This is a genomic window from Paenibacillus marinisediminis (genome assembly GCF_054343325.1).
The window spans coordinates 197,017-220,177 of the sequence record NZ_JBTGUH010000006.1 but is presented as its reverse complement, the minus strand read 5'-3'; the positions used below and the strand labels follow the sequence as shown (position 1 = coordinate 220,177).

The following is a 23,161-nucleotide window of genomic DNA, read 5'->3' as shown; positions in this document are numbered from 1 at the left end:
CTGCCGTTTTAGCGGAAGGGGCTTGTCGTTCATTGTATCAGCAGTGTCTTTAAATGCTCTATTTCTCCTTTATGAGAATCAACTGTCTTACCCTCCGTAATGTTCCAGTCACTTTCCAATAGTGCAATGATTTCCTCGAGCTTTTCAATAGCCTTATCATATTTTCCTTGAATTTCATATATATGCGAAATGGCTATCAACGAATCCGTATATTTTGGATGTGGCTGTAGTTCATGACCTTTGGAGTAGTATTCAACGGCTTCGTCGTATCTGCATAGTTTCGCCATACAGTCCCCTCTAGAGGACCATGCACTCCAATCATGAGGATACAGTTCGGTCATCTGCTGCCAGAGAACGAGTGCCTGAGAAAGGTTACCTTCTTCCTTGCATATTAGTCCTCCATATAATGGATATAAATAACCAGGATGGATTTCGTTCAATCTATCTAGAACTTCTTTAGCTTCAGCACATCTGCCATCTGCAAGTAAGTAGTTCATCAGCCATACATAACCTCGCCAGTAATCTGGATGATTTGGCACAAAATTTTTATAATACTCGATGAGTTTATGGTTGTTAGAGAAGTTCCAGTCCAATATGACTCCATTCTCTGCATCCCGTAAAGCGTTATGATTCCTTTTATGAATTGGAGCTAATATCAGTGCATCCTTGGCGAAATGGGAAGCTAATTCACGGTGCTCCTCTGAACGATGAATGTGCAGCTCGGCTAGTAATGTGAGGCATTGGGCCTTTTTTTCGTCATCATTAAGTTTTCCTTTAAGGAATTGTTCAGCATAAGCAAAGTCATCTTTTGATATAAAATGTTCATTACCAATCATATTTTCAATCCGTTCTAGATGGGTATCATCGGTTAATGCAAACAGCTCATCGATGGTAACCCCCAAAATCACAGATAAACTAGGAAGCAGTTGTATATCAGGCATTGTTACATTGTTTTCCCATTTGGATATGGCTTGGGATGACATATTCAGTTTTGCCGCAAGTTCTTCTTGAGTCATTCCTTTTTGCAAACGCAGTGCTTTGACCTTTTTACCGATCTCAATATTCAATTGATTAACCTCCCACTTTGATCATGTCGACTAGTCAATTGCATTATAACTTTTTGTTTGAAATACCCTCAATGACCGCGTGGTTACACGAATGAGCTTATTTGTTACATTAGTAGTTTTATAGCTTACTGAAAATGAAAATAACCCCTTGAAAAAGGGGTCTTGGCGCTGGATCATTTTGATTCGGTTATTGAATTGGCAATACTGATCAGCCAGTCGCAGCTGCAGCTTTCTGCTAAAAGCTCATACTGTAACGCTTTTCCGGAACCTGTCTCTTCCTCGGCCCAGATTAAATGCTGCTCCATCCATCAAAACATAACCGCCTATAAGCAGCTATTTAAGCCACCTACAGGCGTTTGATGTATTCATTTTATTTGAGCATCTTTAAAATATCCTCAAGTGTTTTTCCTTTAAATCAACAACACTATCTACATTAATATCAGCTGCTCTATCATATGTTGTGAAGGCATCCTTAATTGCAATTGCATCCATCAGGCGAGCCGATGCTTCCGCGATTTGTCGTTAATGGAGCAGCCCTGATTTCCGGGATTTTTCGACCATCCCTTTGCCGATGCGGTTTATTGGTCCTTTCAGGCCGAGGCCGATGACAAGAGCGGCGGCTGCGAATAGGGCCAGCAAGAATAAATCACGGTACACGACATCCCACACAATTCCTCCGACTGCCTCACGCATCAAGCTAATGGCATACGTGAACGGGAGGTAAGGATGAATAGCCTGAAAAATGGCCGGCGTCATCTGTACCGGAAATGTACCGCCAGCACCAGCAAGCTGAAGAACGAGCATCACAATGCCCATCGCTTTACCGACATTGCCAAAAACCGAAACCAAAGTATACACAATCAGCATAAACACTGCGCTGTTAATGAGCGCGAACAGGACGAACCAGCCTTGATTCACAACATAGGTTCCGAGCAGATACATGTCGCCAAGCGTGACGAATAACGCTTGAACGATGGCGATGGTCAGGAAGGTGAGGAAACGTCCAAAATAGACCTCCCAGTTGCGATAGGGTGGGTCCTTTTCTTCATGCACCTCAACGCTAAGGAGGGAAACGAGAAGCAAAGCACCTACCCAGAGCGATAGCGTTGTAAAAAAAGGTGACATGGCCGAACCGTAATTCGGAATCGGATACAGCCTGTTTTCCTTTAACACGACCGGCTCAGCAAAAAAATTGCTTTCCTGCTCAAAATTGTTATTCAGAAAATCGATGATTTCCTGGATCTCGCCACTTTGATCCAGTTTTCGAAAACGATCAGCAATCGCCTTAACTTGTTGTTCGGCTTCAGGGAGATGGTTCTGGATCTCAGTAGCTTTTGCTTTTCCTGCGGCTAGGCCTTTTTCCGCATCCTGCAAAATCCGTTGTACTTCCGGTAGACCCTCTAGAACCCGGCCCATCTCCGTTTGAACGATCGGGGCGGCTTGTTGTCCGCGGTTAATTGCCTCGGAAATTCGAGGACCGATCTCCTTATCATATCGAGTCAGCACTTCTCCAGACAGCTTGGCAACGTCGTCGGCAAGCTGTCTTAGCTTAGCGAGCTGTTCTGGTCCCAAGGTACCGTCCGGACTAATTGTCGCAGCGGCATCTTCTAAGCCGTTCTGTAGGGCGGTGAAGCGATCGCTTAAGCGCTTGAGATCGTCAGCGAACTTTACGGTTCCTGGCAGTACCTGATTCAGCCGCCCGAACAGATCAGCGAGGAGGTCCGCTGTTTTAGCGGCAGTACCAGCTCGGTCCACTGCTTTCTTCAGGCCAGCCGCGGCTTCCGCGGGGGCAAGGCTGGACTGTTCGACTTGATCGAGCACTTGCTGAATGAAGATAGCGGCTTCGTTTAGTATGGCAAGATCCTGCTTAATCAGGGGATCAAGCGATACGGCTGCTTCCGAGGTGCGCTTGGCGAAGTCGGCTAGCGCTCCAGCGGTTTCTTGCCCTTTGGTGGCGATGTCCTCAAACAGCGGTAGTGACTTCTGAGCTTGAGAAACGATTTCGTTCGCTGTCTTCATGTCCTGGATGGCCGTTTGCATCGCTGCGTTCAGTTCTGGAAACTGACTTTCTATGCTATAGACAAGACGTTCTACCTTGTTGATAACGGGGAGATTATTTTTAAGTTCGATCCCCAACTCATTTAAAATTCGAAAAATAGTGTCACTTGCAGTCTGAACAATATTTTGGCTAACGCTCTGAACTATGCCGGAAGCTCCCGAGACAGTTACCTTTGGAGCAATGGCGTTAATCTTTTCATTGATATAGTAGTGAATTTCAGCTTTGGCTGGCTCGTCGGTCAGTACGCTTCCAATGCGGGCAGAGAAATCTTCAGGGATGATGATGGCCGCGTAATCGTCACCTCGCTTGACGCCCTGGATCGCCGAATCCTTGTCGGTAAAGTGCCAGCCGAGATTGTGGTTGTCTTTGAGCGAGTTGACGATTTCATCCCCGATATTCAAGGCTGTCCCCTGAAGTGTAGTACCAGCGTCCAGATTGGCTACGGCGATCGGAAGCCCGGAGGTTTGACCATACGGGTCCCATGAAGAAGCAATGTTGAACCATGCGTACAGCGATGGCAGAATGGCAAGGCCTACAATGATAATGGCGGCGGCCCAGTTGGTTCCAATCTTCTTAAGATCAGTGAAATAGATACCGAGGAGGTTCCGGATAACACATCCCTCTCTTTCAGGTACGTTTAGACTAGTATGCCGTTATTTCGGAATCTGAATACGGATAAAGTGAATGGATGGATTCCTTACGAATCATTTTCCAGGGAATCGAAAGGGTTCGCTCATATCCTCTGCACTGATAGGATGCTTCAATCCCTTGGGAAGTGCGGGTGTGCTGCAGAATTCTTATTCCGTGAGTCCGGAGCTCACGGCGAACGTCCCAAAGGCTTCGCGAGGTTTCTTGTTCGATAAGACTAAGACTGCGAATATAGAGATCAGGCATGTTAAGAGACAGCTTATGAAGGGTACGAATATCCTGTTTCGGGATGCTAAGCATGATGCCATGGACGAGATTGTTTTTATTGACTTCACCATAATGGGATAATATGGTACTATTGTTCCAAACTTTTCAGGGGGTGTTCGTGTGCAGTTAACATTTGATTTCCCAGTGACTGAAAGAACGTATAAAGTGATAGGCGATAGACAGTTGAAATTGTACATCTTCGAGCCTAAGGCACCTTCAAAGAACAAACCTGCTATTCTTTTTTTCAACGGCGGTAGTTTTAAAAAGAAACCATTAGTAACACCTGTACTCTTTCAACATCAAGCCAATTATCTTTCTTCAAAAGGTATGGTTGCCATCTGTGTTGACTATCGTAATGGAAGTGACGAACAATTCACGCCAATTCAAGCCATTATGGATGTTAAATCTGCTGTTCGGTGGGTAAGGGAGCATTCAGATGATTTGGGAGTAGACCCGAATCAAATTGTTGTGTGCGGTTCGTCAGCAGGTGGATACATTGCGGTGTCCTCTATTATGTTTGAACATCTAAACGATGATGGTGATAATCAAACTATCGACCATATTCCGAATGCTCTAGTTGTGTTCGGTGCTGGAATGGACGGGGTCGACATTATGAGTAGACGTTATCCAGAATTGCTAGATATAGCGACAGAACTATCTCCTATCCATAACATAAAAAAATGCTTGCCTCCAACGTTATGGATGTGCGGCACAGCGGATGACCTATACGAACAAAATCAACAATTCGTTAAACGAATGGTAGACGAGAAGAACGACATTTCTTTTATTACATATGAAGGCATGGGTCACGACTTTTTTCACTATGGAAAACATGAGCATAGCGGTTACCACGAGAGCACTCTAATGATTGCGGATTATTTAAAGTCGTTATCATTTATTTGAATACGGATCTAATTGACTTTGACGTCGTGTCGTACCTTATGCTGGTCATAGAAAGGAGGAACTATGGAGCTGCTGACAATTAGCGAGGTTACTAAAGCCTATGGAATCTCAACAAGAACGCTCAGATATTATGAACAAATCGGATTGATCCAGAGTACGAAAAAAGATGGGTATGCTTATCGCACCTATGATGAATGTTCGTTGAAAAGGCTGGAACAGATACTGATCTTAAGAAAGCTAAGAATTCCATTGAAGGAAATTGAGAGACTCTTGCAAGAGGAAGATTCCAAGGTAGCAATAGCTATTTTTCAAGGGAAAATTAAAGAACTATCAAGTGAAATAACGGCATTGTCTGCAATTAGAACGGTGCTAGATCAATTTGTAATCCGACTAAGGGAAGATGCAGAAGTGAAAGTGAGCCTTCCTATTCTGACTGATGAATCAATCCAGCAAATGATTGAAACTCTGCCTATTATGAAAACCAATCTTAAGGAGGAGATGTGCATGAATGAACTCAATGTGACTGATAAACATTTGTCCAAGCTGAAGGATGTAAGGATTGTATATTTGCCACCCTCATCAGTGGCCTCCATACACTTGGTAGGTGGGACACCGGAATACGACACAGGTGTTAAGCTTCAACAATTTATGATTCAGACGAATCTTGCCAGTATCAAGCCTGATTTGCGTCATTATGGCTTTAACCATCCGAACGGGGGGAAACCCGACGGGTCAGACCATGGGTACGAGAGATGGGTGACCATTCCCGATGATATGGAAGTCCATGAACCGTTTGTTAAGAAGCAATTTCCGGGAGGATTATATGCCGCCCACATGATTCCTATGGGGAACTTCGAGGAATGGGGTTGGCTTGCCGAATGGGTTAACAGCAATGATGAGTATGAACCAGACTGGGGCGATCCCGATTGCATGCATGGTTCTTTGGAAGAGCATTTAAACTACATTAATCAACATCATTTGAGCAATGAAGAATTTGATAAAGTTGCGCAATTGGATCTTCTGCTTCCTATCAAATCAAAGTTGAAAAAATAGCTATGAAATTTCTTGTGGAGATACTCATAAAGAGAGGGTATCTCTTTTTTGCCGGCGGATCGAGTGTGGGAACCTCTCAAACACAATGGGCATATGCTGATATATGTCGATTTGAGAGGATGTCTGTGTATGTTTCCTTATCGCCCAGAATATGTTCATTTTCCCTGCTCAGATTACCGGTCTGTGCCCTGCGGGTATTATCATCCTTATTCCGATAGCAGATGGCTTTGGTGGTATGACGCCCTGGAATCGGATGAAATCTACCGGCAGCCTGAGCAGCCGCTAACCTTCGTGCTTGTGCATGGCTCTTGGGCTGACGCTCACTTCTGGGACGGCATAGCGGCGGAGCTGCGCAGCAAAGGGCATACCGTCTATACGCCGGAATATGCAGGCCACGGCACAGATCCGAACAAAGCTGTCACGCATGCGATGATCACGAAGTCCGTGGTCGACTTTATAACGAGGCTGAACCTGCGTGACATCGTTCTCGTCGGGCACAGCTTCGGCGGGTCAGTCATCCAGAAGGTTGCCGAACAGGTGCCGGACCGCATCAAGCGCCTCGTCTTCTGGGACGCGTTCGTATTGAAAGACGGCGAGTCGGTTGCCGACGAGTTGCCGCCCCAAACGAGGCAAGCTTTCGAGCAGCTCAGAGCCGAATCGAGGGACGATACGATTATGCTTCCGTTTCCGCTGTTTCGGGATTTGTTCGTCAATACGGCCACCTTGGAGTTAGCCCAGCGGATGTATGCAGGCGTCACTCCGGAACCGGCGAAGCCGCTATTCGAGAAGCTGGATCTTAAAGCGTTTTACACGCTGACTATGCCCAAAGGCTATGTTTATTTCTACCAAGATGGCGTATTGCCACAAGGAGAGGGCTTCGGCTGGAATCCGCATATGTCCACACGGCTCGGTCTATTCCGCCTGATCGTCGGCGATGGGGACCACATGACGGATACGCGCACAAGGCCGGCCATGGTGGCGCAGAAGCTATACGAGGCGGGCCGGGACTGACGGGATAATCCTATAAAAACTTTTGAAGGCATCTGATTTCATATAATCGGTTGCCTTTCTTCGTTTATGATCCTCGAATACCTTAAAAAATCAATCTCTGGTCTAATCCAGCTATACGCCCCGAGAATGTTTTGGGATATTCCGGTATATGGTACATTAACTCCGACTCTTAGAATGTACTTAAAGAATTAGGACCACAAAATTATTTACATTATTTTATAAGGAGGTTCTTATGAAATTCACACCTCACATGACAAATAAAATTCAATCTCATCATAATCCACTCCTAAAAAGCAAAGGGTTTCACCCCTTCATGTGGCTTCGTGAGGGAATGGATTTGAATGCATGGTTGACCATGCTTGGGTTGCTGATGGTCATCACACTGCTGGCAACGTGCATAGGGCTGCTCGTTGATCAACGTGTGATCGCTGGCGCTCCTGGCTGGATCAAGCCAGCTAAGTTCGCTATCTCATTTAGTGTCTATTCCTTCACATTCGTCTGGCTTCTCTCATTTCTACGGCGTTGGAAAAAAATCGTAAAGGTTCTTACTCCCTTAATCTCGATTGGTGTACTAATAGACATGGCGCTGATTATTTTACAGGTGATTCGCGGTGTCCGCAGCCATTTCAACGTAGCCACCCCCTTTGACGATATGGTGTACCGAATCATGGGTATTGGCGTAACAATGATCTTCTTGGCTGCCTTTTTGACCGCTATCTTGCTTCTATTTGAGCGTCGAACCGACTTTGCATTGATTTGGTCATTGCGCCTGAGCCTAGCTATTATGTTGTTTGGTATGTTTATTGGGTTCCTTATGTTGCTGCCAACCACAGCACAACTACAAGCTTACAATGATGGACATCTGCCTCTCATAATTGGTGCACACAGCGTTGGCATTCCAGATGGCGGCCCTGGACTGCCCTTTCTGGGGTGGAGTACTACTGGTGGTGATCTACGCATTGCCCATTTTGTTGGGTTGCATGCTCTTCAGGTCCTCCCATTTGTTGGTTTGTTTTTCTCGGAGCAGCGTGTTCCGCGGCTCTCGACGGTTCAACGTGTCGCTTTGGTTTGGGCTATCGGCCTGGGCTATGCCGGTCTGGTTGGTTCGCTGTACTGGCAAGCATTACGGGGACAATCTCTGATCGCTCCTGATGGTTTGACATGGATTAGCTGGGTGGTGGTGGTTGGTCTCACGCTGGTCATGAGTGGATTAATCATCCTACATGCTCAACTAAGCAAAAATCAATAACACATGATTCGGGAAGAAGGTTTACAGGAGGTAAAAATTGTGAATATAATGTGATCTAGAGCGAAAAAACACAGTCTGGTTGGTAGTCCAGGCGCATAGCATCTTGTAGAGATGATATGTCAGTAACCTTCCCCCCTCGGGATGTCCATCGTTCTGTTTAAAAATGAGGGGGATTTCACATGAAACTTACGATTTATCATGACGGGCAATTCTGGGTAGGTGTCTTCGAAGAGCAAGTCCAAGGGAAGCTGCTGGCTGGAAGGTATATCTTCGGATCAGAACCTAAGGATGAGGAGGTTCTGGATTTTATTCGTAATGAGATATCTACGTTATTAGCCAGACTTTCGCAGGGCATAAATATTCAGCTGCCCGAGACCAAGAGAGTTAATCCCAAACGATTAGCAAGAATGGTTTCGAAGGAATTGAGGAACAAAGGGGTTTCCACCTATGCGCAAGAAGCTATGCAGCTGGAATATGAGAAACGCAAGCAGGAACGAAAGATAACTGCCAAGCAACAGAATGAAGCCATGAAGGAACGTAAGCGGGAAATTAAGATTCGAAAAGCAAAAGAAAAGCATCGTGGTCATTAATGGTCAAAGCCTCTTATTCATTTATGGATAGAGGCTTTAACCATTTCTGGTGATAAAAATCGGGCTCATTAAAGAAACCACTCCATTGTTAGAAGTGGCTTCTGATCTGTTCAACGTACATTGTCTTACACGGTGGCGATTTAACCTACAGATCCAGCTTCTGCTGACCGCGCTGCTCAAGGTTGCGGGCCGTTTGGCTAAGCTCAACATTTTTGTGATCTTCAAAAGTCCCTAGCGCATGATCAAGAACCGTATTCGTGACGCCGTACCAGTAATTTTCATTTTTAAAATGATGCCATAAATGGATCTTCTTCATCCTGCGGCCCCAGGGGGAGACTGGATTGATCGGTCGATGGGCGATATAATGCTTCCACTCATAGAACAATAGAAATAGGATCACTCCCGCGATAAAAGCATTGGTAATCACGAGGCTTCCTGAAATCAAGTAGGCAATTGCTCCCGCAATGGCCATGTTCGGCAGTGAGTACCATAAAGGCAGAAACAATAAACTCAGGTCATTCGGAGTGGAGTGATGATCGTAATGTAAGCGCTTAAGCAATTTTAAAAAGAAAGGGTTTTTCGGAGCTCTCATGTGAAAAAGGAAGCGGTGCGTGAAATACTCGGCAGCGGCATAGGCGGCCATGCCTATGACAAAAGCAATCCATGGGCCGATGGATGTCAGCTGTGGAATTAGAAAGCCAATACTGACCAGGAAGATTCCGCACATGATGCCTATGTCGGGGAATAAGAAATACTCTTTTACATATTTTTTGTTACTCAATCAAAAGCACCTCCTGATTATCAATACTTATGATAGGCGTTGCAGGTTAATTCCGGATCATGTGAGCACAACCATAGGAAAGTCCATAATTTACCATTATATAGTATGATAGGTTGGAAGGGAAGATATGACTTTGAGACCATAGAAAAAGGCGACAGCTGTGAGCCGTCGCCTTGAAATCAACTTTATTTATTTTACATAGTAATGAAGTGGGTATGTGCGGTATTGGGAAGGAGCCATCTTCTCCGATGTGTAGAAGCCAGCCGGTGCCTGAAGCAGATCAGGAATACGGTTGACGACTGTCGCACAAGTAAGCTCTACCGTTGCTGGGCAAGCGATGTTGACCTCTGTCTTCGGCTCGCCTTTAATAACCCAGTCGTTGTGATCCACTTCATCCTCGGCGTACACTTTGCCGATACATTCCGTCACGATAACCGGCCCTTGATGGGTAACTGTCGTAACGACTGCGGACATGCCTGTCGCATCTCCGGCAGGAATCGTCTTGCCGAGTGTAGAGGAGTAGAGATCTTTATCATGCGTCATCGGAATCAGTTGCTGATCCATCGACTTAATCGTCCATCCGTACTGTGAGCACAGCCATTCGTTGGCGTTTCTCATAAAGGATGGAAGGTCGTTGTTGCTGGCAATCTTCTCATCGAATTCTTTAAGCGTCAAGCCTGCTCCGTGAACTTCCGCAAGTGCGATGCCGTACTCTTCGACGTTGTAGCTGGACATGCCTTCAATTCTAGTAATCTGATGCGTAGCGCCTGCCAATACCGTAATCAGATTGCCCCAGAATACATCTTGATACCCTGATCCGGTTAAAGTGCAATTGTTCTCTTTCGCGAGTCGATCCAGACGGTTAGTCAGCGCTGGAGAGGTTGTCCAAGGATAGAATGCTTCTTCACACGTGCTAATCGCGTTCACACCGTGACGAGCAGCCAATTCAAAGGCGTTATAAGTGTCCGTCAACAAGCTTGTCGTCGCAATGATACATACATGTGCGTCGCATTCCTTGAATACTTGCTCGGCGTCAGAGCGAACAGGTATATTCAACTTCATGCCTAAGCCTGCTACTTCGCCTATATCTTTGCCGACGACGTTCGGATTGAGATCAATCGCCCCTACGATTTCTGCACCTTTTTCATGCAAATATCTGAGAAAAACCTGACCCATCTTACCGCAACCGTATTGAATGACTCTAATTCTTTCTTTCATGTGGACAACCTCCTATATTGTTATTATTTTCACATACTATGATACAAATAATATTGGGAGCTCCTATGCCCTTATCATAAAGTCTATAGTAGCTATAGAGTCAACCCCTTTTGATCGGAACTTGCAGCTTCATAAACATATTCCGCTCGTCATGATGGAATACCGGCAATTCCACGACTACTTCACATATGTAATCACCAACCACCTCATAGCCATGTTCCTTCACATAATTGAACAATTTGCCCGCATAATCCCGCTCATGAAAGAAGCTATCGCAGTATATGCACAAGTAGTCGTGCTCGGGGATAATCTCCACACCTGTCTGCATCTCAAAGTCATGATCTACAAATAGAAACACTTCCGTCGACACAAACAGCCCCTGTTCAATCGTATTCTGCCGGATAATAGAGCCGACATTGCAGAAGTAAGCCATGGGCAGATGGTTAACGATCGCCTGGGCGCGCAGCTCCCGCAATATATATTCGTACGTTTCGAGCGTATTTTCATAAATATTGACGCTGCTGTCGTAACAATAGATTTTGCGCGCGGGAATACGCTGCAGAACGATATGTCCGTTCCCAGGAGCGCTCATATATGTATCGTAATTGTTAATGCTGACCTGGACCGCTTTTTTCATCTGATCTAGTTCCTTCATTTTATGATCAATGAGGACCGCTTGCTGTTGCAGCATATCGGGAATAGACTCTACTTTTTCGGTATCGAACCAAGTCTTAATATTGTCCAGTGACATGCCTAGATATTTCATATAGTTGATCATATCTAATCTGGCGCATTGCTTGATACTGTAATAGCGGTAACCGGTGCTCTCATCCACATACTCAGGCTGCAACAGCCCCAGCTTGGCATAATAGCGCAGCGTCTGCACAGAGGTGTGATTCAGTTCGGCCATGCGGCCGATCGATAGTTTGTCCATATCGGTTGTGCCCTCTCGATCATGTCGTTGTTATAAGGCAATCGTAACGAGTTCTGATTCAATAATCAATTAGGCTGCCTAATCTGAAAGCGGTTCAAAAAACCGTTGACAGAAGTACACTAGGAACTTATATTAGTTACGTAAACGTTTAACCAGTGTGGTTAATGTTGCTGTTAAGTTAGTTTTATATAATTAGAAAACGTTTACGTCAGAGAGGTGGTATGATGGCAGCTACAATTAAGGACATAGCAAGAGTTTCCGGCGTCTCAACCGCGACTGTATCGAGAGTGATGAATAATCTTGGCGGATACAATGAGGAAACCGAGAAGAAGGTTATCGCTGTTGCCAAAGAATTAGGATATCGAAAAAACGAAAATGCTAGAAGCCTAGTGCAGAAGTCAACCAACACCATAGGCGTCATTATGCCGGACGTTGCAACATCATTTTATGGCGACATTATAAGAGGAATAGAGGATATCTCTAATGAGCATGGGTACAGCGTGGTATTAACTCATGCCGGCAGCAACGGTTCCCGAATCCATGAAAGTCTGAATCTGATGGGGGAGCGGAGAGTAGATGGGCTTATTATAGTTTCCATTAAACTGCAAGAGGCCGCAATAGACTCTTTGTCATCGCTCGGCATTCCCTTCATCCTGCTCTCTACCCAAACGAATCGCGAAGATACGCCTTATATAAAAGTTGATGATTTCAGTGCGGCGTATACGGCAGTCAAGCACCTGATTGAGAATAACCATCGAGTGATAGGGATGGCAGGGGCCAATCCCGATGATTCGATATCCGGTGCTCCGAGAATTCATGGTTACACGCAGGCGCTGCGAGATCATGGCATCAAGGTAGACTTGAACCTAATAAAGCCCGGGGACTTCAGCTTTGATTCAGGAAAGCAAGCGATGCAGGCGTTCATTGAAGATCAAGCCAATATTACGGCAGTGTTCTGCGCAAGCGATGAAGCGGCATTAGGGATTATGTCGACTTGTTTTGAACATGGAATAGGGGTACCAACGGATATTTCCGTAGTCGGCTACGATAATTCCAAGGTTTCGCATATGTCTATACCGCCCCTTACGACTGTAGCACAGCCCTTATACGACATGGGGAGAGAAGGCTGCTTGAAAGTGATTGACTCGGTTCAGCATAGAATCAAGATTGAGTCCCAAGTGATTCCGCATGAATTAGTGGTACGCAAGTCGGTACAAAAATTACTGTAAAAGGCTATTCAAAAGTCTGATTTTGAGCATGTATGCAGAATCAGAACCTTTTTACGCATTACGTAAACGTTTACGTAGAGCTTATAGAGCTTCACAATTCAACCTGAAAGGATATGAATCTGATGAATGAAACTGTGACACAAGAAAAAGAAGTAAAGTGGTGGCAAACCGCCGTTGTCTATCAAATTTACCCGCGAAGTTATCAGGATAGTGATGGAGACGGAATTGGTGATCTGAGAGGAATCATTAATCGGATTGACTATTTGAAGCTGTTAGGGATTACTGCAATCTGGCTGTCGCCAGTCTATAAATCCCCGAATGATGACAATGGTTATGACATTAGCGATTACCAAGACATTATGGATGAATTCGGCACGATGGACGATATGGAAGAATTGATTGCGAAAGCGAATGAGGCCGGCATCAAGATCATTATGGACCTTGTCGTCAATCATACATCTGACGAGCACAAATGGTTTATTGAAGCGAGAAAGAGCAAGGATAATGAATATCGAGATTACTATATTTGGCGCGATCCAGTGAACGGGGGCGTTCCGAATGGCCTGGGCTCCACATTTAGCGGTCCTGCTTGGGAATGGGATGAAGCAAGCGGCCAGTATTTCCTGCATCTATTTAGTAAGCGTCAACCAGATCTGAACTGGGAGAATCCTAAGGTTCGCCAAGAAGTCTACGACATGATGAATTTCTGGCTGGATAAAGGTGTAGGCGGCTTCCGTATGGATGTCATCGATTTGGTCGGTAAGATTCCGGATCAAGAAATTACGGGTAACGGACCGAAGCTGCATGAATATTTGCAGGAAATGAATCAACAAACATTTGGCTCCCATGATGTCCTTACTGTAGGCGAGACTTGGGGAGCAACACCGGAAATTGCGAAGCTTTATTCGGATCCGGCACGACATGAGCTGTCGATGGTGTTTCAATTTGAACATGTGTGCTTAGACCAGCAAGAAGGCAAAGATAAGTGGGATCTAAAGCCTTTGAATATTGCGGACTTAAAAAGGGTGCTGGCGAAATGGCAAACATCGCTAGGCGATCAAGGGTGGAACAGCTTATTCTGGAATAACCATGACTTGCCGCGAATTGTGTCCCGTTGGGGTAACGATAAGGAATTCCATGATAAGAGCGCGAAAATGTTCGCCGTTCTCTTGCACATGATGAAAGGTACGCCTTACATTTATCAGGGTGAAGAGATTGGCATGACCAACCGTCCTATTTCGAGCATCGACGAAGTAGAGGATATTGAATCCATCAATATGTATCATGATCGCTTGGCTAAAGGGTACGCCGCAGAAGACATCATCGCATCGATCAATGCGAAGGGAAGAGATAACGCCCGTACACCGATGCAATGGGACGACAGTGTCAACGCAGGCTTTACTGCCGGTAAGCCTTGGCTGCACGTGAATGACAACTATACGACCATTAATGTGAAACAGAATCTCGATAACCCGGATTCGATCTTCTATACGTATCAGCAATTAATCAAGCTGCGCCATGACAACCCGATTGTCGTATGGGGCGACTTTGAACTGATCGATAACACGCCGGAAGAGGTATTTGCTTACTACCGCATATATGAAGGAGACAAATGGCTCGTTGTTGCCAATATTTCTGAGCGGGAACATGGTTTTGCTGCTGATGAGAACGTGTCGGAGATCATTATGAGCAACTACAATCGTTCCGAAATCGATATCAAACAGCTAATGTTAAGACCGTATGAAGTATTTGCGGTAAGGGTATAAATGTTCAAGCTTAAGCTCACACGCTCTATGTGTGAGCTTTTTTTAACTTTTGGGGTTAATTTCTTACAATAGTTTTATATTAACGTAATTTAGATGTAACTAAATCCTATTTGAGCAGGACTATAATGACAATACAAACATTAACCAACAGCAAAAAGAGAGAAGGAATCAGCATGAATTTCAAAAAAATCCTTACAAGTACTATGATCGCATCGCTTGCACTCAGCGGAACCGCATTAGCCGCTAGTAATGACAGCTACAAGCTGCCTTCCAATATGCACAAGCTAGAGCAAAAACAAATCGACGTAACCGGTGACAAGAAAGCCGATGTCATCACGCTATATGGACAGAAGGAAAAGAAAAGCGATACATATAATGATGAACTGCTGCTTACTATTAAAGATTCGAAGACGAAGAAAACGATCTCTGTTCCGTTGCATGACGGCGGGTATTCCCCTAAGCTAATGGTTCCGGATCTTACCAGAGATAAAGTAGCTGACATCATGGTTACGGCAGATACAGGTGGTAGCGGCGGTTATACTACCAGCCATATTTACACTCTGAAAAACAGCAAGCCTGTAGAACTTCCGTTGCCGGGAGTGCAAAAAGGAAAGGAAGGTCTACAGGGAGCAGGCTTCATGAAGCTGACGCCAGTCGATCTGAACCATAAAAACTCTTACGCTCTGCAGGGTGTTGAGCGGGTTGGTACTACCGTTGAGGATACCACCTCTTACATTACTTCCACCTGGAAATGGAACAAGGACAAATGGGATCTGATCGGTAAAAAAGTTACGGAGCCGAAGAAAGATCAGAACGCGTCTGAGGATCAAGCGAAAAGCACGCTGTACAAAAATGCCGAAGCAAACTTCAGCCTAGAAATACCTGCTTCCTGGAATGGTCACTATACGGTACGCGATGAAAAGTCCGACAGCATGTTTCCTTCGGCTAAGCATGTAGTTCGCTTTGATTACACAACGAAGGACAAGAAGGATTCCCAAACGCTAATGACAATCTCTGTGTTCGCACAGAACGATTGGAACAAGCTCTCCGATGATGACAAGAGTCAAATCGGAGGTATCATTGCTGAGGCAAACGGTATGGTATATGTAGCTACAGGACCTCAATCCAACCCGTTTGATTCTGCATCGGCCGATGGCAAAAAGTTTGATCAACTGTACAAGGACTTGAACCTGAATAAAGCCTTTTCGATTCTAAAGAAATAGCCTTACTTGCAAGTGTGAAGTCACCCTAATTTTTAGGGCTATCCATTCGGATGGCCCTTTTTCTTTGCGAGAAGCAAAAGCCCTCACCTATTAATAGGATGAGGGCTGAGCTAGTTCTATAAACCGCCTATTGCATTACTTTGAGAAGCAAATTATGAATCACCTTAGCCGCTTCGGCTCTTGTTGCAGTACCTTTGGCATCAAATTTGTTGCCAGGCTTGCCGCTGATGATGCCGGATCCTTGCATGATATTTACTGCAGATAATGCCCAAGATGAAATGGATTCTTCATCTGTAAATGTACTCGTAGTATCCGCGTTGGCAAGTGTAATATTGGCGTACTTGGCATAGTTCGCAATAATCATCGCCATTTCTTCTCTTGTTATCGCTTTGTCAGGTGCAAAATTCTGATTCCCTATGCCTCTTACAATTGCATTTTCATTCGCCCATGCAATATACGGTGCATAATACTTGTCAGCAGATACGTCAGTGAAGTTTGTAGTTTTACCAGCTACATTAGCACCGTCAAGTTTGCCTAACACGGTTACTAGCATTCCTCTAGTCATTAGTTCATTTGGCGCAAAAGAACTGGCTGTTACTCCTGAGAAAAGCTGTCTTGCGGTCACAAAGTCTATACTGTCATTAGCCCAATGATTGGTTATGTCTATAAAGGATTTCGGATTATGACCTACTGCAAACGTTGAGGAATGCTTTGTCTTAAATACAACTTTGCCATCGATCACTTTTGAACTTGGGATGATGACTTTGCTGTTTCCATCCATACTGTAAACTACGATGTTTTCGGTTTTTTCTGCTGCTTCTTTCACATATGGAATGGAGACACTGATAACACCTTTGAAATGAGTTACGGGTACCCCATCTGCAAGAATAGTGACGGATACAGCTGGTCTTCGATCAACTTCTGCTGATTTTTCGATCTTAATAACAATATCTTTGCCTGCAAGTTGGGTTAAAGTTGCTTTCTCAAGTCGAACATCTCCGATTCCAGTGTTGATAACCAAGTCTTTATCACTCTTGGACAGACTGTTCATAGCCGTTTTACTAAGCACTATTTCCACGCTTTTAGTGGTTGCTGGAGCATCGACTCTTACAACAACATCTTTTGCCTTATCGTTCTTAATAACGTCAGTAACATCATTGTCACTAACAACCGCTCTTGCATTGTTATTTGAGTCAACGCTTGGCTTAAGAATGATCATTTCCTTTGGTTTGTCTGTCGGTTTGATCGGTGGTATGGTTGGTGTTGAACCGTTAGAACCGCCAGAGCCGTCGGAACCACCAGCACTACCAGAGCTTGCTACTGCTTCAAGGGTACCATTTGTCGGAACTGTGATCGTTGCATAGCTCACTCTTACGCCATTGATATCTTTTTGCTTAGCTTCATAGGTTTGCGTACCAACTTTGATTTTATTGTAATCGCCGTAGAATCTGGCTTCCCACGCAAGAGGCTTGCTGGAAATGTTCGTGATTTGGGTTTGTGCTAGACCAGTATGCTTCACATTAATTTCATGCTCACCGACTGGAATGTACATAGCCTCAACGTCATTCACTTCAGATGGCAAGCGTGGAGCCGTAATGATATGATGTTCCGCTGCATTAGGCTCAATTCCCATCATTCCTTCAATAACATGAGATACAAATGTAAACGAAATTTCAGGGTAATCACCATTTGTGCCTTGTGATGGTCTCTCATGTGGTACGTCTTTAACGTTGGTTATATATTTCATCCACTTCCAGGCTAGATCGGCCTTGTTATATGGGAAATACATATCAGGAATGTAGGTATAAGCTTCAATATTATGAGGTGCTTCTGGAGTGCTGCCAATACCAGCTCCTAGATTCGCTTCAATAAATGCCATGTAGTCATCATTACGTTGACCAGGCTCAGTGATGAGCTTCATTGGCATGAACCAGCTATTTTCTTTACCGAATCCATCGTATTTCGTACCATCTTTGGCGAGTCCTCTCGCGAAGCCATTATAGCCTTCTTTTACACTCCACTCTTCATTGAAGTATTTCTTAAGATCAGCGGCCTTCTGACTCCATTCCGCAGCTCCAGCTGCATCACCACGAGCCTTTAGAATGCCTGAATAAGCGAGCATAGCTTGATACTGCGAACCTACAGAGTCTCCTGATTCTATGGGATGTTCGTTGCCTCTTTCATTATAGGTACTTGAGCCAGCGAAGATATTACCTGTTCCCGTTCCCTCTGCAAGTCCATTGCCGTTTGTATCATGAAGAGCAACAAAATCAGTCATTACCTTGGTGTAGAAATTAAATAATGTCTCATCTTGTACATATCTTTCATCGCCAGTCCAGCGGTACTGCTCGTATGCCCGTTGAACAAGCTCGAATTGTGCAGGGACCTCACGTACAAAGCTGTTATCATGATGGTAATCTAATGTATAGTTGGAACCGTCGAAATTAAATGCCCACAGGGTATACCACTTTCTAGCCTCATTTGCACCTTCTGCGAAAATTTTAAACATATTAAAGTTTTCATCTTCAAGTCCAGCAATCTGTCCGCCAGTTGCTTGATGCACAAAGTCTCTGCTATAGAAAGCCGTTCTGTCATAATATCCAGCCCAGTAAGATGGTACAAAAGCTACTGGACCCGTGCCTAGACCCCATTCCGACTTATTGATCAATCCACTTTTACCGGTCATCACGAATTGTTCTGTTTTATTTACGGCCCAGTTGAAAGTATCCTGTAAATACTTGTTGCTCGATTTTAAGGCGATTTTTTTATCCTGAATTTCACACGTTACCGTCCAAACATTATGAACTGCATTCTTTGAAATCGTGAACTGCACAGGCTTAGTAAAATCTACACCCGTTGTTGACGGACTAACATTTGCCCCTTCTGAAACTTTCATGACGACATCAAGTGAAGTGATATCGGTTCCGTATGGGACTTTGAACGAGATGGTTTTGTCTTTAGAATTAATCACAGCATCGCCAATCTGCTTATCTACCTTAAAAGAGAATAAATTCGCTAGATCTGGCACCTGGGCAGCAGGATTTAAGAACATTTCGACGTCATCAACCAAAGAAGCTTCTGTACTAGCTCCACCCTTGGCATAAACCTCAACTTTAGAGCCGGCTTCGAGCACAATATCAGTTAACGTTACTTTCTCATATCCAGCGGTTGCTGTTGTTGTTTGTAAGGATTTTATCGCTGTGGTATCGCCTTGATATCTGACACCAATCTCTGTACCAGGAGCTGCGGCATTGATGTACATGCTTAAATCATAGCTAGCGGTCTTGTCGACCGGGAAGGTGTAGAATAGTTCTGCACTCGGTGAATTTGCAGGTAAATAACCATATCTGAACCCTGTCTTTGCTATAGATGGATTATTCGGAGATTGACCACCGTTAGCAAACTTCCAGCCCGCAGGCGAACCATTTACTTCGATGTCAAAGCTATAGTTACGCACATAGTTGATCTTAACCATTTGATTGGCAGCATCCGACATCACTTGTTCACCCTTCAACCCCCATATATCAACTGGGGTTACGGCAAATTTAAAATATTTGCCCACATCTTCATCATCTAATACTAATGAAGTTTTGGTTTCCCCTGCGACTGCTGTGTAGGTTCCATCAGGTGTATCGGAGGAATACCACTGATAAAGGCTAGTTCCTTCCGTTTGACCCTCGTCTTCATCTGCGAAGGTATAGCTTCCAGTCAAGGTTTGACCGGACCAATAATTCCCCGAGATAGATACGTTTGTGGCTGTTGGTGCATGATTCTCTATACTAGAAATATCATAACTTAATGAGTAATCTGTAACAGCAGCTCCAGCTGTTGCCGAAATTTGAAGCTCTGTATCAAGCGCCAAGTCAGGTACTATCAACTTAACCTCTTGCGGTTCTTCTGCAGCAGTAATAATTGTGCTTTCTTGACCAGCAGTTATTGTGACCTCACCGCTGCCGCTTACCTTAGCAGTCAGAATATACTGCCCTGCCTTTGGGATTCTCACCATCTGATCAAATCCGGCATCACTCATTAAATTACGGAGCACACTGGAAGGATCATATTCGAAAGAAAAGTCATCACCGTTGGTCCATCCGGTACCGCTATTACTATACACGATCACTTTATCGCCTTGCTTAAGCTCAATTGGTGATAAAGTATGAACTGAATTGTAGGTAGCTCCATTTGGAATAACAACGCTGTTTAATACCGTGTTATCTACTCGTTTAACACCAAAAGAAGATTTGGAGCCGCCTGTTGAGATGAATGCAGAAGTGTTGTAGCTGCCAGTGTAAGGTGCTGTAACTTCCTGTTCTACTGCGAAATATCCAAGCGAGTTCTCATCCGTACCATCAAGGAAATATCCTCTAGCTCCTGAATGCGGATTATTGGTTTGTACACCTGAACCGGAGTTTCCGTTTGCCCCAACAAAATTCCAAGCCACTTTCCCATCTTCGAATCCAGCATTTTTCAACAAATTGGTTCCTGCTGCAGCGTGTACTTCAAGATTGTTAAAGGGAACCATAGGAAACAGTAATGTAAGTGCCAATACTAGTGACAACGTCTTCTTCCACATTAATCTCATCTCCCAGAAATATGGATTGTTAAACTTTGATCAAAGTTATAAAACGCTGAGCTCACTTCCAAATTTTCCGCAATCTTGACGATAGTTTCTTCAGACAAGGTGATCATTTGATGCCAAATCCCTTTATTGAGACATACTGGCTTATCCAGCAGGAACACCTCATACTGCTCTGGCGTTTCGTGTTCAGCTACGATCAGTAAACCCGTACCACTTACTGGTTCAAAGCTTTCCAGCGACATCGTGTGGCATTCCAGCTGATCAAATTCTCTCTCAACCACTCGAAGAACCGCTAGCCGCCACGGATGATTGACTTCCGTAACCACCACTTCAAAGCGTGGATCTGCTGGATTCTCTGAAAACTCAATGACAGTGCCATAAGGTTTAAAGCTCTCTTTTGTAATAGTTCTGATCATAAGCGCTCTCCTAGAAATGGATAGAGATATCCATGAGTTTTTCTTTAAACGCTACTTCTACACAGACTAAGTTGGTTTCAAGTGTTACAACCTTTGCATGTTCAGATACGCTTGTTACCTTATGGCCTTCCGGAACATAAACAAAATACTTTTGCGCAGCGCCTACTACACCTTCTAGTTTCAGGTTTAAAGATGCATTGTGATATTCATGTTCCAGTACGCTGACAGCATCCATCGAAACGTGTCTATCGGATGCAATAACTTGAGGCTCTGCTGTCTTCTCATAGAATGCAACCACTTCACAGCTTCCTAAATCGAGAGCCCCAGCCTCATATGCTCCCTGAACCTCACCTATAAAGCGTTGCTTCCAGAAATCAAAGGCCAAGTAGGTTTTAGCTTCATCAAGTCCTAGCGTTTTCATGGTTACTTCGGATTTCGAGAGCGGCAAGGTGGCTACTCTTGTCATCACGCACCATCTTCTGTTGCCCTTGTTTACATGGAATGACCATAGTGAGGAAAATGGATGCTCTGCATCTACTCCTTCATAAACTCCGGCCATATGATAGGCATCATCAAGAGAGACATCTTCCGCAACGACTGGTGTTTCGTGCGATTGCACGGCGAATCCATGCAGCTTGGTCCATGTGTAAGCTGGATATTCCAACGACAAAGGTCCCGTTTCAGCAGTTCTGGTTGTCAGTGTTGGCAATGTTTTTCGAATCACATCTACCTTGTCTGGAGCATACGCATCCAGGGTATCACTGAGCATATATAAGCCGCCTGACAGCGAAATTAAAGATAATACGGTCTTTGCCCAATCCAGTTTGGTTCGCACACAGACATGGTCAGGGTCGTTCAAGAACAGGATTCGTTGGGTATGAAACCAGCGAGCGCTTTCAAACAGCTGCATACGCACGCCTGCCCAAGTAGGATTAGCATCCATCGAAATACGACAAGCGTCTACCAACCCTACAACCTCATGCATTTCTCCCCAGCTTGCAAGGTAATATACCTTGTCGCCAAGGCCTTTCTTCGTCGCTTCCATATAGGCTCTGAACTTCTGCTCGGCTTCCTCATTGCTCATCAGTCCAAGCCGAACACACTCATGCAGCCCATCAAATAATAAATGACGAATGGCATCAATCTTGATATATTCGTAGCCCATTTCCTTAAAGCTCTCAAATAGAGGAACGATGTGCTTCTCAAGAGTTTCAGGTGTACAGCTGTACAAATAATCGATCCATTCCCCTTTGATTGCTTCGTTGCCATTCCAAAGGACGGCTTCCGGGTTATAGATCGGGAATTCCGGGTTCGTAATATTGGCGTTGGTCCAGATCGCGGGAGCCATTCCCTCATGCTTAATAGCTGCAACAATTCCTGGATGCCCCTCCGGGAATTTCTCATCCTCACAAGTCATCCAGCCCTCTGCCATTGTACCTTTAGGGTTAGCAGGCAGCGGCATCTTCTGATAGCCATCATCAACCTGAATGTATTCCATTCCATAGTCTTTGAAATTGTCCGCCATAAACTTCGCGACTTGTTTGACTTTATTAATGTCAATATCACGGCGATACGCTTCCCAAGAGCACCAACCAGCAACGGCTTTCGGATTCGGTTTGAACTCCCATGGCTTGTGATAGCTGTAACCTAGATGCTTGTTATAGAAATGGGGGCGAATATTGATAAACATTGGCTTTTTACTAAGCTCGACTTCAACTTGAACAATTGCCCGGTCATTAATAATCTCAATTTTCTTGGACAACCAAGACCACTTCACACCATTCCAGTCAATTAGCAGATCAAGGCTTATATCGTAAAGCGCATTCACGCCTTCGATCAGAGCATTGCCGCATTGTCCTAGTATGGCCTCGTTTGCCCGTGCTCTTCTTGGACGCATATTAATAACATCTGCTGACAGGTTGAACGTCATGTTTACCTTCATTGGCTTCTCAACTGCAATATAAATCTGCTGATAATACTGTACGCTTTGCATGGAACCGTCTGAGCCATGGCGGAAGCCCAAGTCTTCTGCATCCGGAACATGGAAAGTAAGAATATCGATGCCGTTATATTCGTATGCTAACGTTTTGGTTTCCTCGTACCACTTATGCAGCGCATGAGCGTTTGGTGGCACTTGTTGTATAGGATGAAAATTTTCGTTATTCATG

18 protein-coding genes are annotated in these 23,161 nt (G+C 44.6%); 9 read left to right on the top strand and 9 right to left on the bottom strand.

Annotated elements, in window-relative coordinates; translation table 11 throughout:
• Window positions 1-29: 29 nt before the first annotated feature.
• From ACXX53_RS15335 to ACXX53_RS15325, 3 genes are all read right to left on the bottom strand, one after another.
• Entirely contained in the window at window positions 30-1,067 is a 1,038-nt protein-coding gene (locus ACXX53_RS15335) for a helix-turn-helix domain-containing protein (RefSeq protein WP_458569535.1), read from the bottom strand.
• 173 nt (window positions 1,068-1,240) lie between these two features.
• Window positions 1,241-1,372: a hypothetical protein gene (locus ACXX53_RS15330; RefSeq protein ID WP_458569534.1), complete on the bottom strand. Its 132-nt coding sequence runs from the start codon at window positions 1,370-1,372 to the stop codon at window positions 1,241-1,243.
• 217 nt (window positions 1,373-1,589) lie between these two features.
• On the bottom strand, window positions 1,590-3,695 hold the full coding sequence (locus ACXX53_RS15325) for a YhgE/Pip family protein (protein WP_458569616.1): 2,106 nt from the start codon (window positions 3,693-3,695) through the stop codon (window positions 1,590-1,592).
• Between the two features lie 199 nt (window positions 3,696-3,894).
• Here ACXX53_RS15325 and ACXX53_RS15320 point away from each other — a divergent pair, with 199 nt between their 5' ends.
• From ACXX53_RS15320 to ACXX53_RS15295, 6 genes are all read left to right on the top strand, one after another.
• On the top strand, window positions 3,895-4,122 hold the full coding sequence (locus ACXX53_RS15320) for a hypothetical protein (protein ID WP_458569533.1): 228 nt from the start codon (window positions 3,895-3,897) through the stop codon (window positions 4,120-4,122).
• Window positions 4,123-4,161: 39 nt separating this feature from the next.
• A complete protein-coding gene (locus tag ACXX53_RS15315) occupies window positions 4,162-4,944 on the top strand; it encodes an alpha/beta hydrolase (RefSeq protein WP_458569532.1) in 783 nt (260 codons plus the stop codon).
• Window positions 4,945-5,007: 63 nt separating this feature from the next.
• The gene (locus ACXX53_RS15310) at window positions 5,008-5,997 is read left to right on the top strand and encodes a MerR family transcriptional regulator (RefSeq protein ID WP_458569531.1); all 990 of its coding nucleotides are present in this window, start codon (window positions 5,008-5,010) and stop codon (window positions 5,995-5,997) included.
• Window positions 5,998-6,126: 129 nt separating this feature from the next.
• Window positions 6,127-7,008, top strand: a complete 882-nt coding sequence (locus ACXX53_RS15305) for an alpha/beta fold hydrolase (protein ID WP_458569530.1) — start codon at window positions 6,127-6,129, stop codon at window positions 7,006-7,008.
• A gap of 232 nt (window positions 7,009-7,240) precedes the next feature.
• On the top strand, window positions 7,241-8,257 hold the full coding sequence (locus tag ACXX53_RS15300) for a hypothetical protein (RefSeq protein WP_458569529.1): 1,017 nt from the start codon (window positions 7,241-7,243) through the stop codon (window positions 8,255-8,257).
• A gap of 179 nt (window positions 8,258-8,436) precedes the next feature.
• Window positions 8,437-8,847 (top strand): YjdF family protein, encoded by a 411-nt coding sequence (locus tag ACXX53_RS15295; RefSeq protein WP_458569528.1) that lies wholly within the window; start codon window positions 8,437-8,439, stop codon window positions 8,845-8,847.
• Window positions 8,848-8,992: 145 nt separating this feature from the next.
• Here the strand turns inward: ACXX53_RS15295 and ACXX53_RS15290 are convergent, their stop codons facing one another.
• From ACXX53_RS15290 to ACXX53_RS15280, 3 genes are all read right to left on the bottom strand, one after another.
• A complete protein-coding gene (locus ACXX53_RS15290; RefSeq protein WP_458569615.1) occupies window positions 8,993-9,574 on the bottom strand; it encodes a sterol desaturase family protein in 582 nt (193 codons plus the stop codon).
• Between the two features lie 243 nt (window positions 9,575-9,817).
• Window positions 9,818-10,846: an NAD(P)H-dependent amine dehydrogenase family protein gene (locus tag ACXX53_RS15285; RefSeq protein ID WP_458569527.1), complete on the bottom strand. Its 1,029-nt coding sequence runs from the start codon at window positions 10,844-10,846 to the stop codon at window positions 9,818-9,820.
• Window positions 10,847-10,946: 100 nt separating this feature from the next.
• Complete coding sequence (locus ACXX53_RS15280) at window positions 10,947-11,780, bottom strand: MerR family transcriptional regulator (protein ID WP_458569526.1); 834 nt, start codon at window positions 11,778-11,780, stop codon at window positions 10,947-10,949.
• 224 nt (window positions 11,781-12,004) lie between these two features.
• Here ACXX53_RS15280 and ACXX53_RS15275 point away from each other — a divergent pair, with 224 nt between their 5' ends.
• From ACXX53_RS15275 to ACXX53_RS15265, 3 genes are all read left to right on the top strand, one after another.
• Window positions 12,005-13,009, top strand: coding sequence for a LacI family DNA-binding transcriptional regulator (locus ACXX53_RS15275; RefSeq protein WP_458569525.1), 1,005 nt, complete (start codon window positions 12,005-12,007; stop codon window positions 13,007-13,009).
• Between the two features lie 122 nt (window positions 13,010-13,131).
• The gene (locus ACXX53_RS15270) at window positions 13,132-14,775 is read left to right on the top strand and encodes a glycoside hydrolase family 13 protein (protein ID WP_458569524.1); all 1,644 of its coding nucleotides are present in this window, start codon (window positions 13,132-13,134) and stop codon (window positions 14,773-14,775) included.
• Window positions 14,776-14,948: 173 nt separating this feature from the next.
• A complete protein-coding gene (locus ACXX53_RS15265) occupies window positions 14,949-15,998 on the top strand; it encodes a hypothetical protein (RefSeq protein ID WP_458569523.1) in 1,050 nt (349 codons plus the stop codon).
• A gap of 127 nt (window positions 15,999-16,125) precedes the next feature.
• Here ACXX53_RS15265 and ACXX53_RS15260 read toward each other — a convergent pair whose 3' ends face one another.
• From ACXX53_RS15260 to ACXX53_RS15250, 3 genes are read right to left on the bottom strand one after another with little or no spacing between them, the layout of a single operon-like run.
• Window positions 16,126-20,571: an S-layer homology domain-containing protein gene (locus ACXX53_RS15260; RefSeq protein ID WP_458569522.1), complete on the bottom strand. Its 4,446-nt coding sequence runs from the start codon at window positions 20,569-20,571 to the stop codon at window positions 16,126-16,128.
• 5 nt (window positions 20,572-20,576) lie between these two features.
• Complete coding sequence (locus tag ACXX53_RS15255; RefSeq protein ID WP_458569521.1) at window positions 20,577-20,993, bottom strand: hypothetical protein; 417 nt, start codon at window positions 20,991-20,993, stop codon at window positions 20,577-20,579.
• A 10-nt stretch (window positions 20,994-21,003) separates the two neighbouring features.
• The gene (locus ACXX53_RS15250; RefSeq protein WP_458569520.1) at window positions 21,004-23,160 is read right to left on the bottom strand and encodes a hypothetical protein; all 2,157 of its coding nucleotides are present in this window, start codon (window positions 23,158-23,160) and stop codon (window positions 21,004-21,006) included.
• Window position 23,161 lies beyond the last annotated feature (1 nt).

What these genes read in the sequence shown, in the direction of transcription:
- ACXX53_RS15330 (WP_458569534.1), bottom strand. Translation starts at nt 1,372, where the DNA reads ATGGAGCAGCATTTAATCTGGGCCGAGGAAGAGACAGGTTCCGGAAAA.
- ACXX53_RS15310 (WP_458569531.1), top strand. Translation starts at nt 5,008, where the DNA reads ATGGAGCTGCTGACAATTAGCGAGGTTACTAAAGCCTATGGAATCTCA.
- ACXX53_RS15305 (WP_458569530.1), top strand. Translation starts at nt 6,127, where the DNA reads ATGTTTCCTTATCGCCCAGAATATGTTCATTTTCCCTGCTCAGATTAC.
- ACXX53_RS15300 (WP_458569529.1), top strand. Translation starts at nt 7,241, where the DNA reads ATGAAATTCACACCTCACATGACAAATAAAATTCAATCTCATCATAAT.
- ACXX53_RS15295 (WP_458569528.1), top strand. Translation starts at nt 8,437, where the DNA reads ATGAAACTTACGATTTATCATGACGGGCAATTCTGGGTAGGTGTCTTC.
- ACXX53_RS15290 (WP_458569615.1), bottom strand. Translation starts at nt 9,574, where the DNA reads ATGTGCGGAATCTTCCTGGTCAGTATTGGCTTTCTAATTCCACAGCTG.
- ACXX53_RS15285 (WP_458569527.1), bottom strand. Translation starts at nt 10,846, where the DNA reads ATGAAAGAAAGAATTAGAGTCATTCAATACGGTTGCGGTAAGATGGGT.
- ACXX53_RS15280 (WP_458569526.1), bottom strand. Translation starts at nt 11,780, where the DNA reads ATGGACAAACTATCGATCGGCCGCATGGCCGAACTGAATCACACCTCT.
- ACXX53_RS15275 (WP_458569525.1), top strand. Translation starts at nt 12,005, where the DNA reads ATGGCAGCTACAATTAAGGACATAGCAAGAGTTTCCGGCGTCTCAACC.
- ACXX53_RS15270 (WP_458569524.1), top strand. Translation starts at nt 13,132, where the DNA reads ATGAATGAAACTGTGACACAAGAAAAAGAAGTAAAGTGGTGGCAAACC.
- ACXX53_RS15265 (WP_458569523.1), top strand. Translation starts at nt 14,949, where the DNA reads ATGAATTTCAAAAAAATCCTTACAAGTACTATGATCGCATCGCTTGCA.
- ACXX53_RS15260 (WP_458569522.1), bottom strand. Translation starts at nt 20,571, where the DNA reads ATGTGGAAGAAGACGTTGTCACTAGTATTGGCACTTACATTACTGTTT.
- ACXX53_RS15255 (WP_458569521.1), bottom strand. Translation starts at nt 20,993, where the DNA reads ATGATCAGAACTATTACAAAAGAGAGCTTTAAACCTTATGGCACTGTC.
- ACXX53_RS15250 (WP_458569520.1), bottom strand. Translation starts at nt 23,160, where the DNA reads ATGAATAACGAAAATTTTCATCCTATACAACAAGTGCCACCAAACGCT.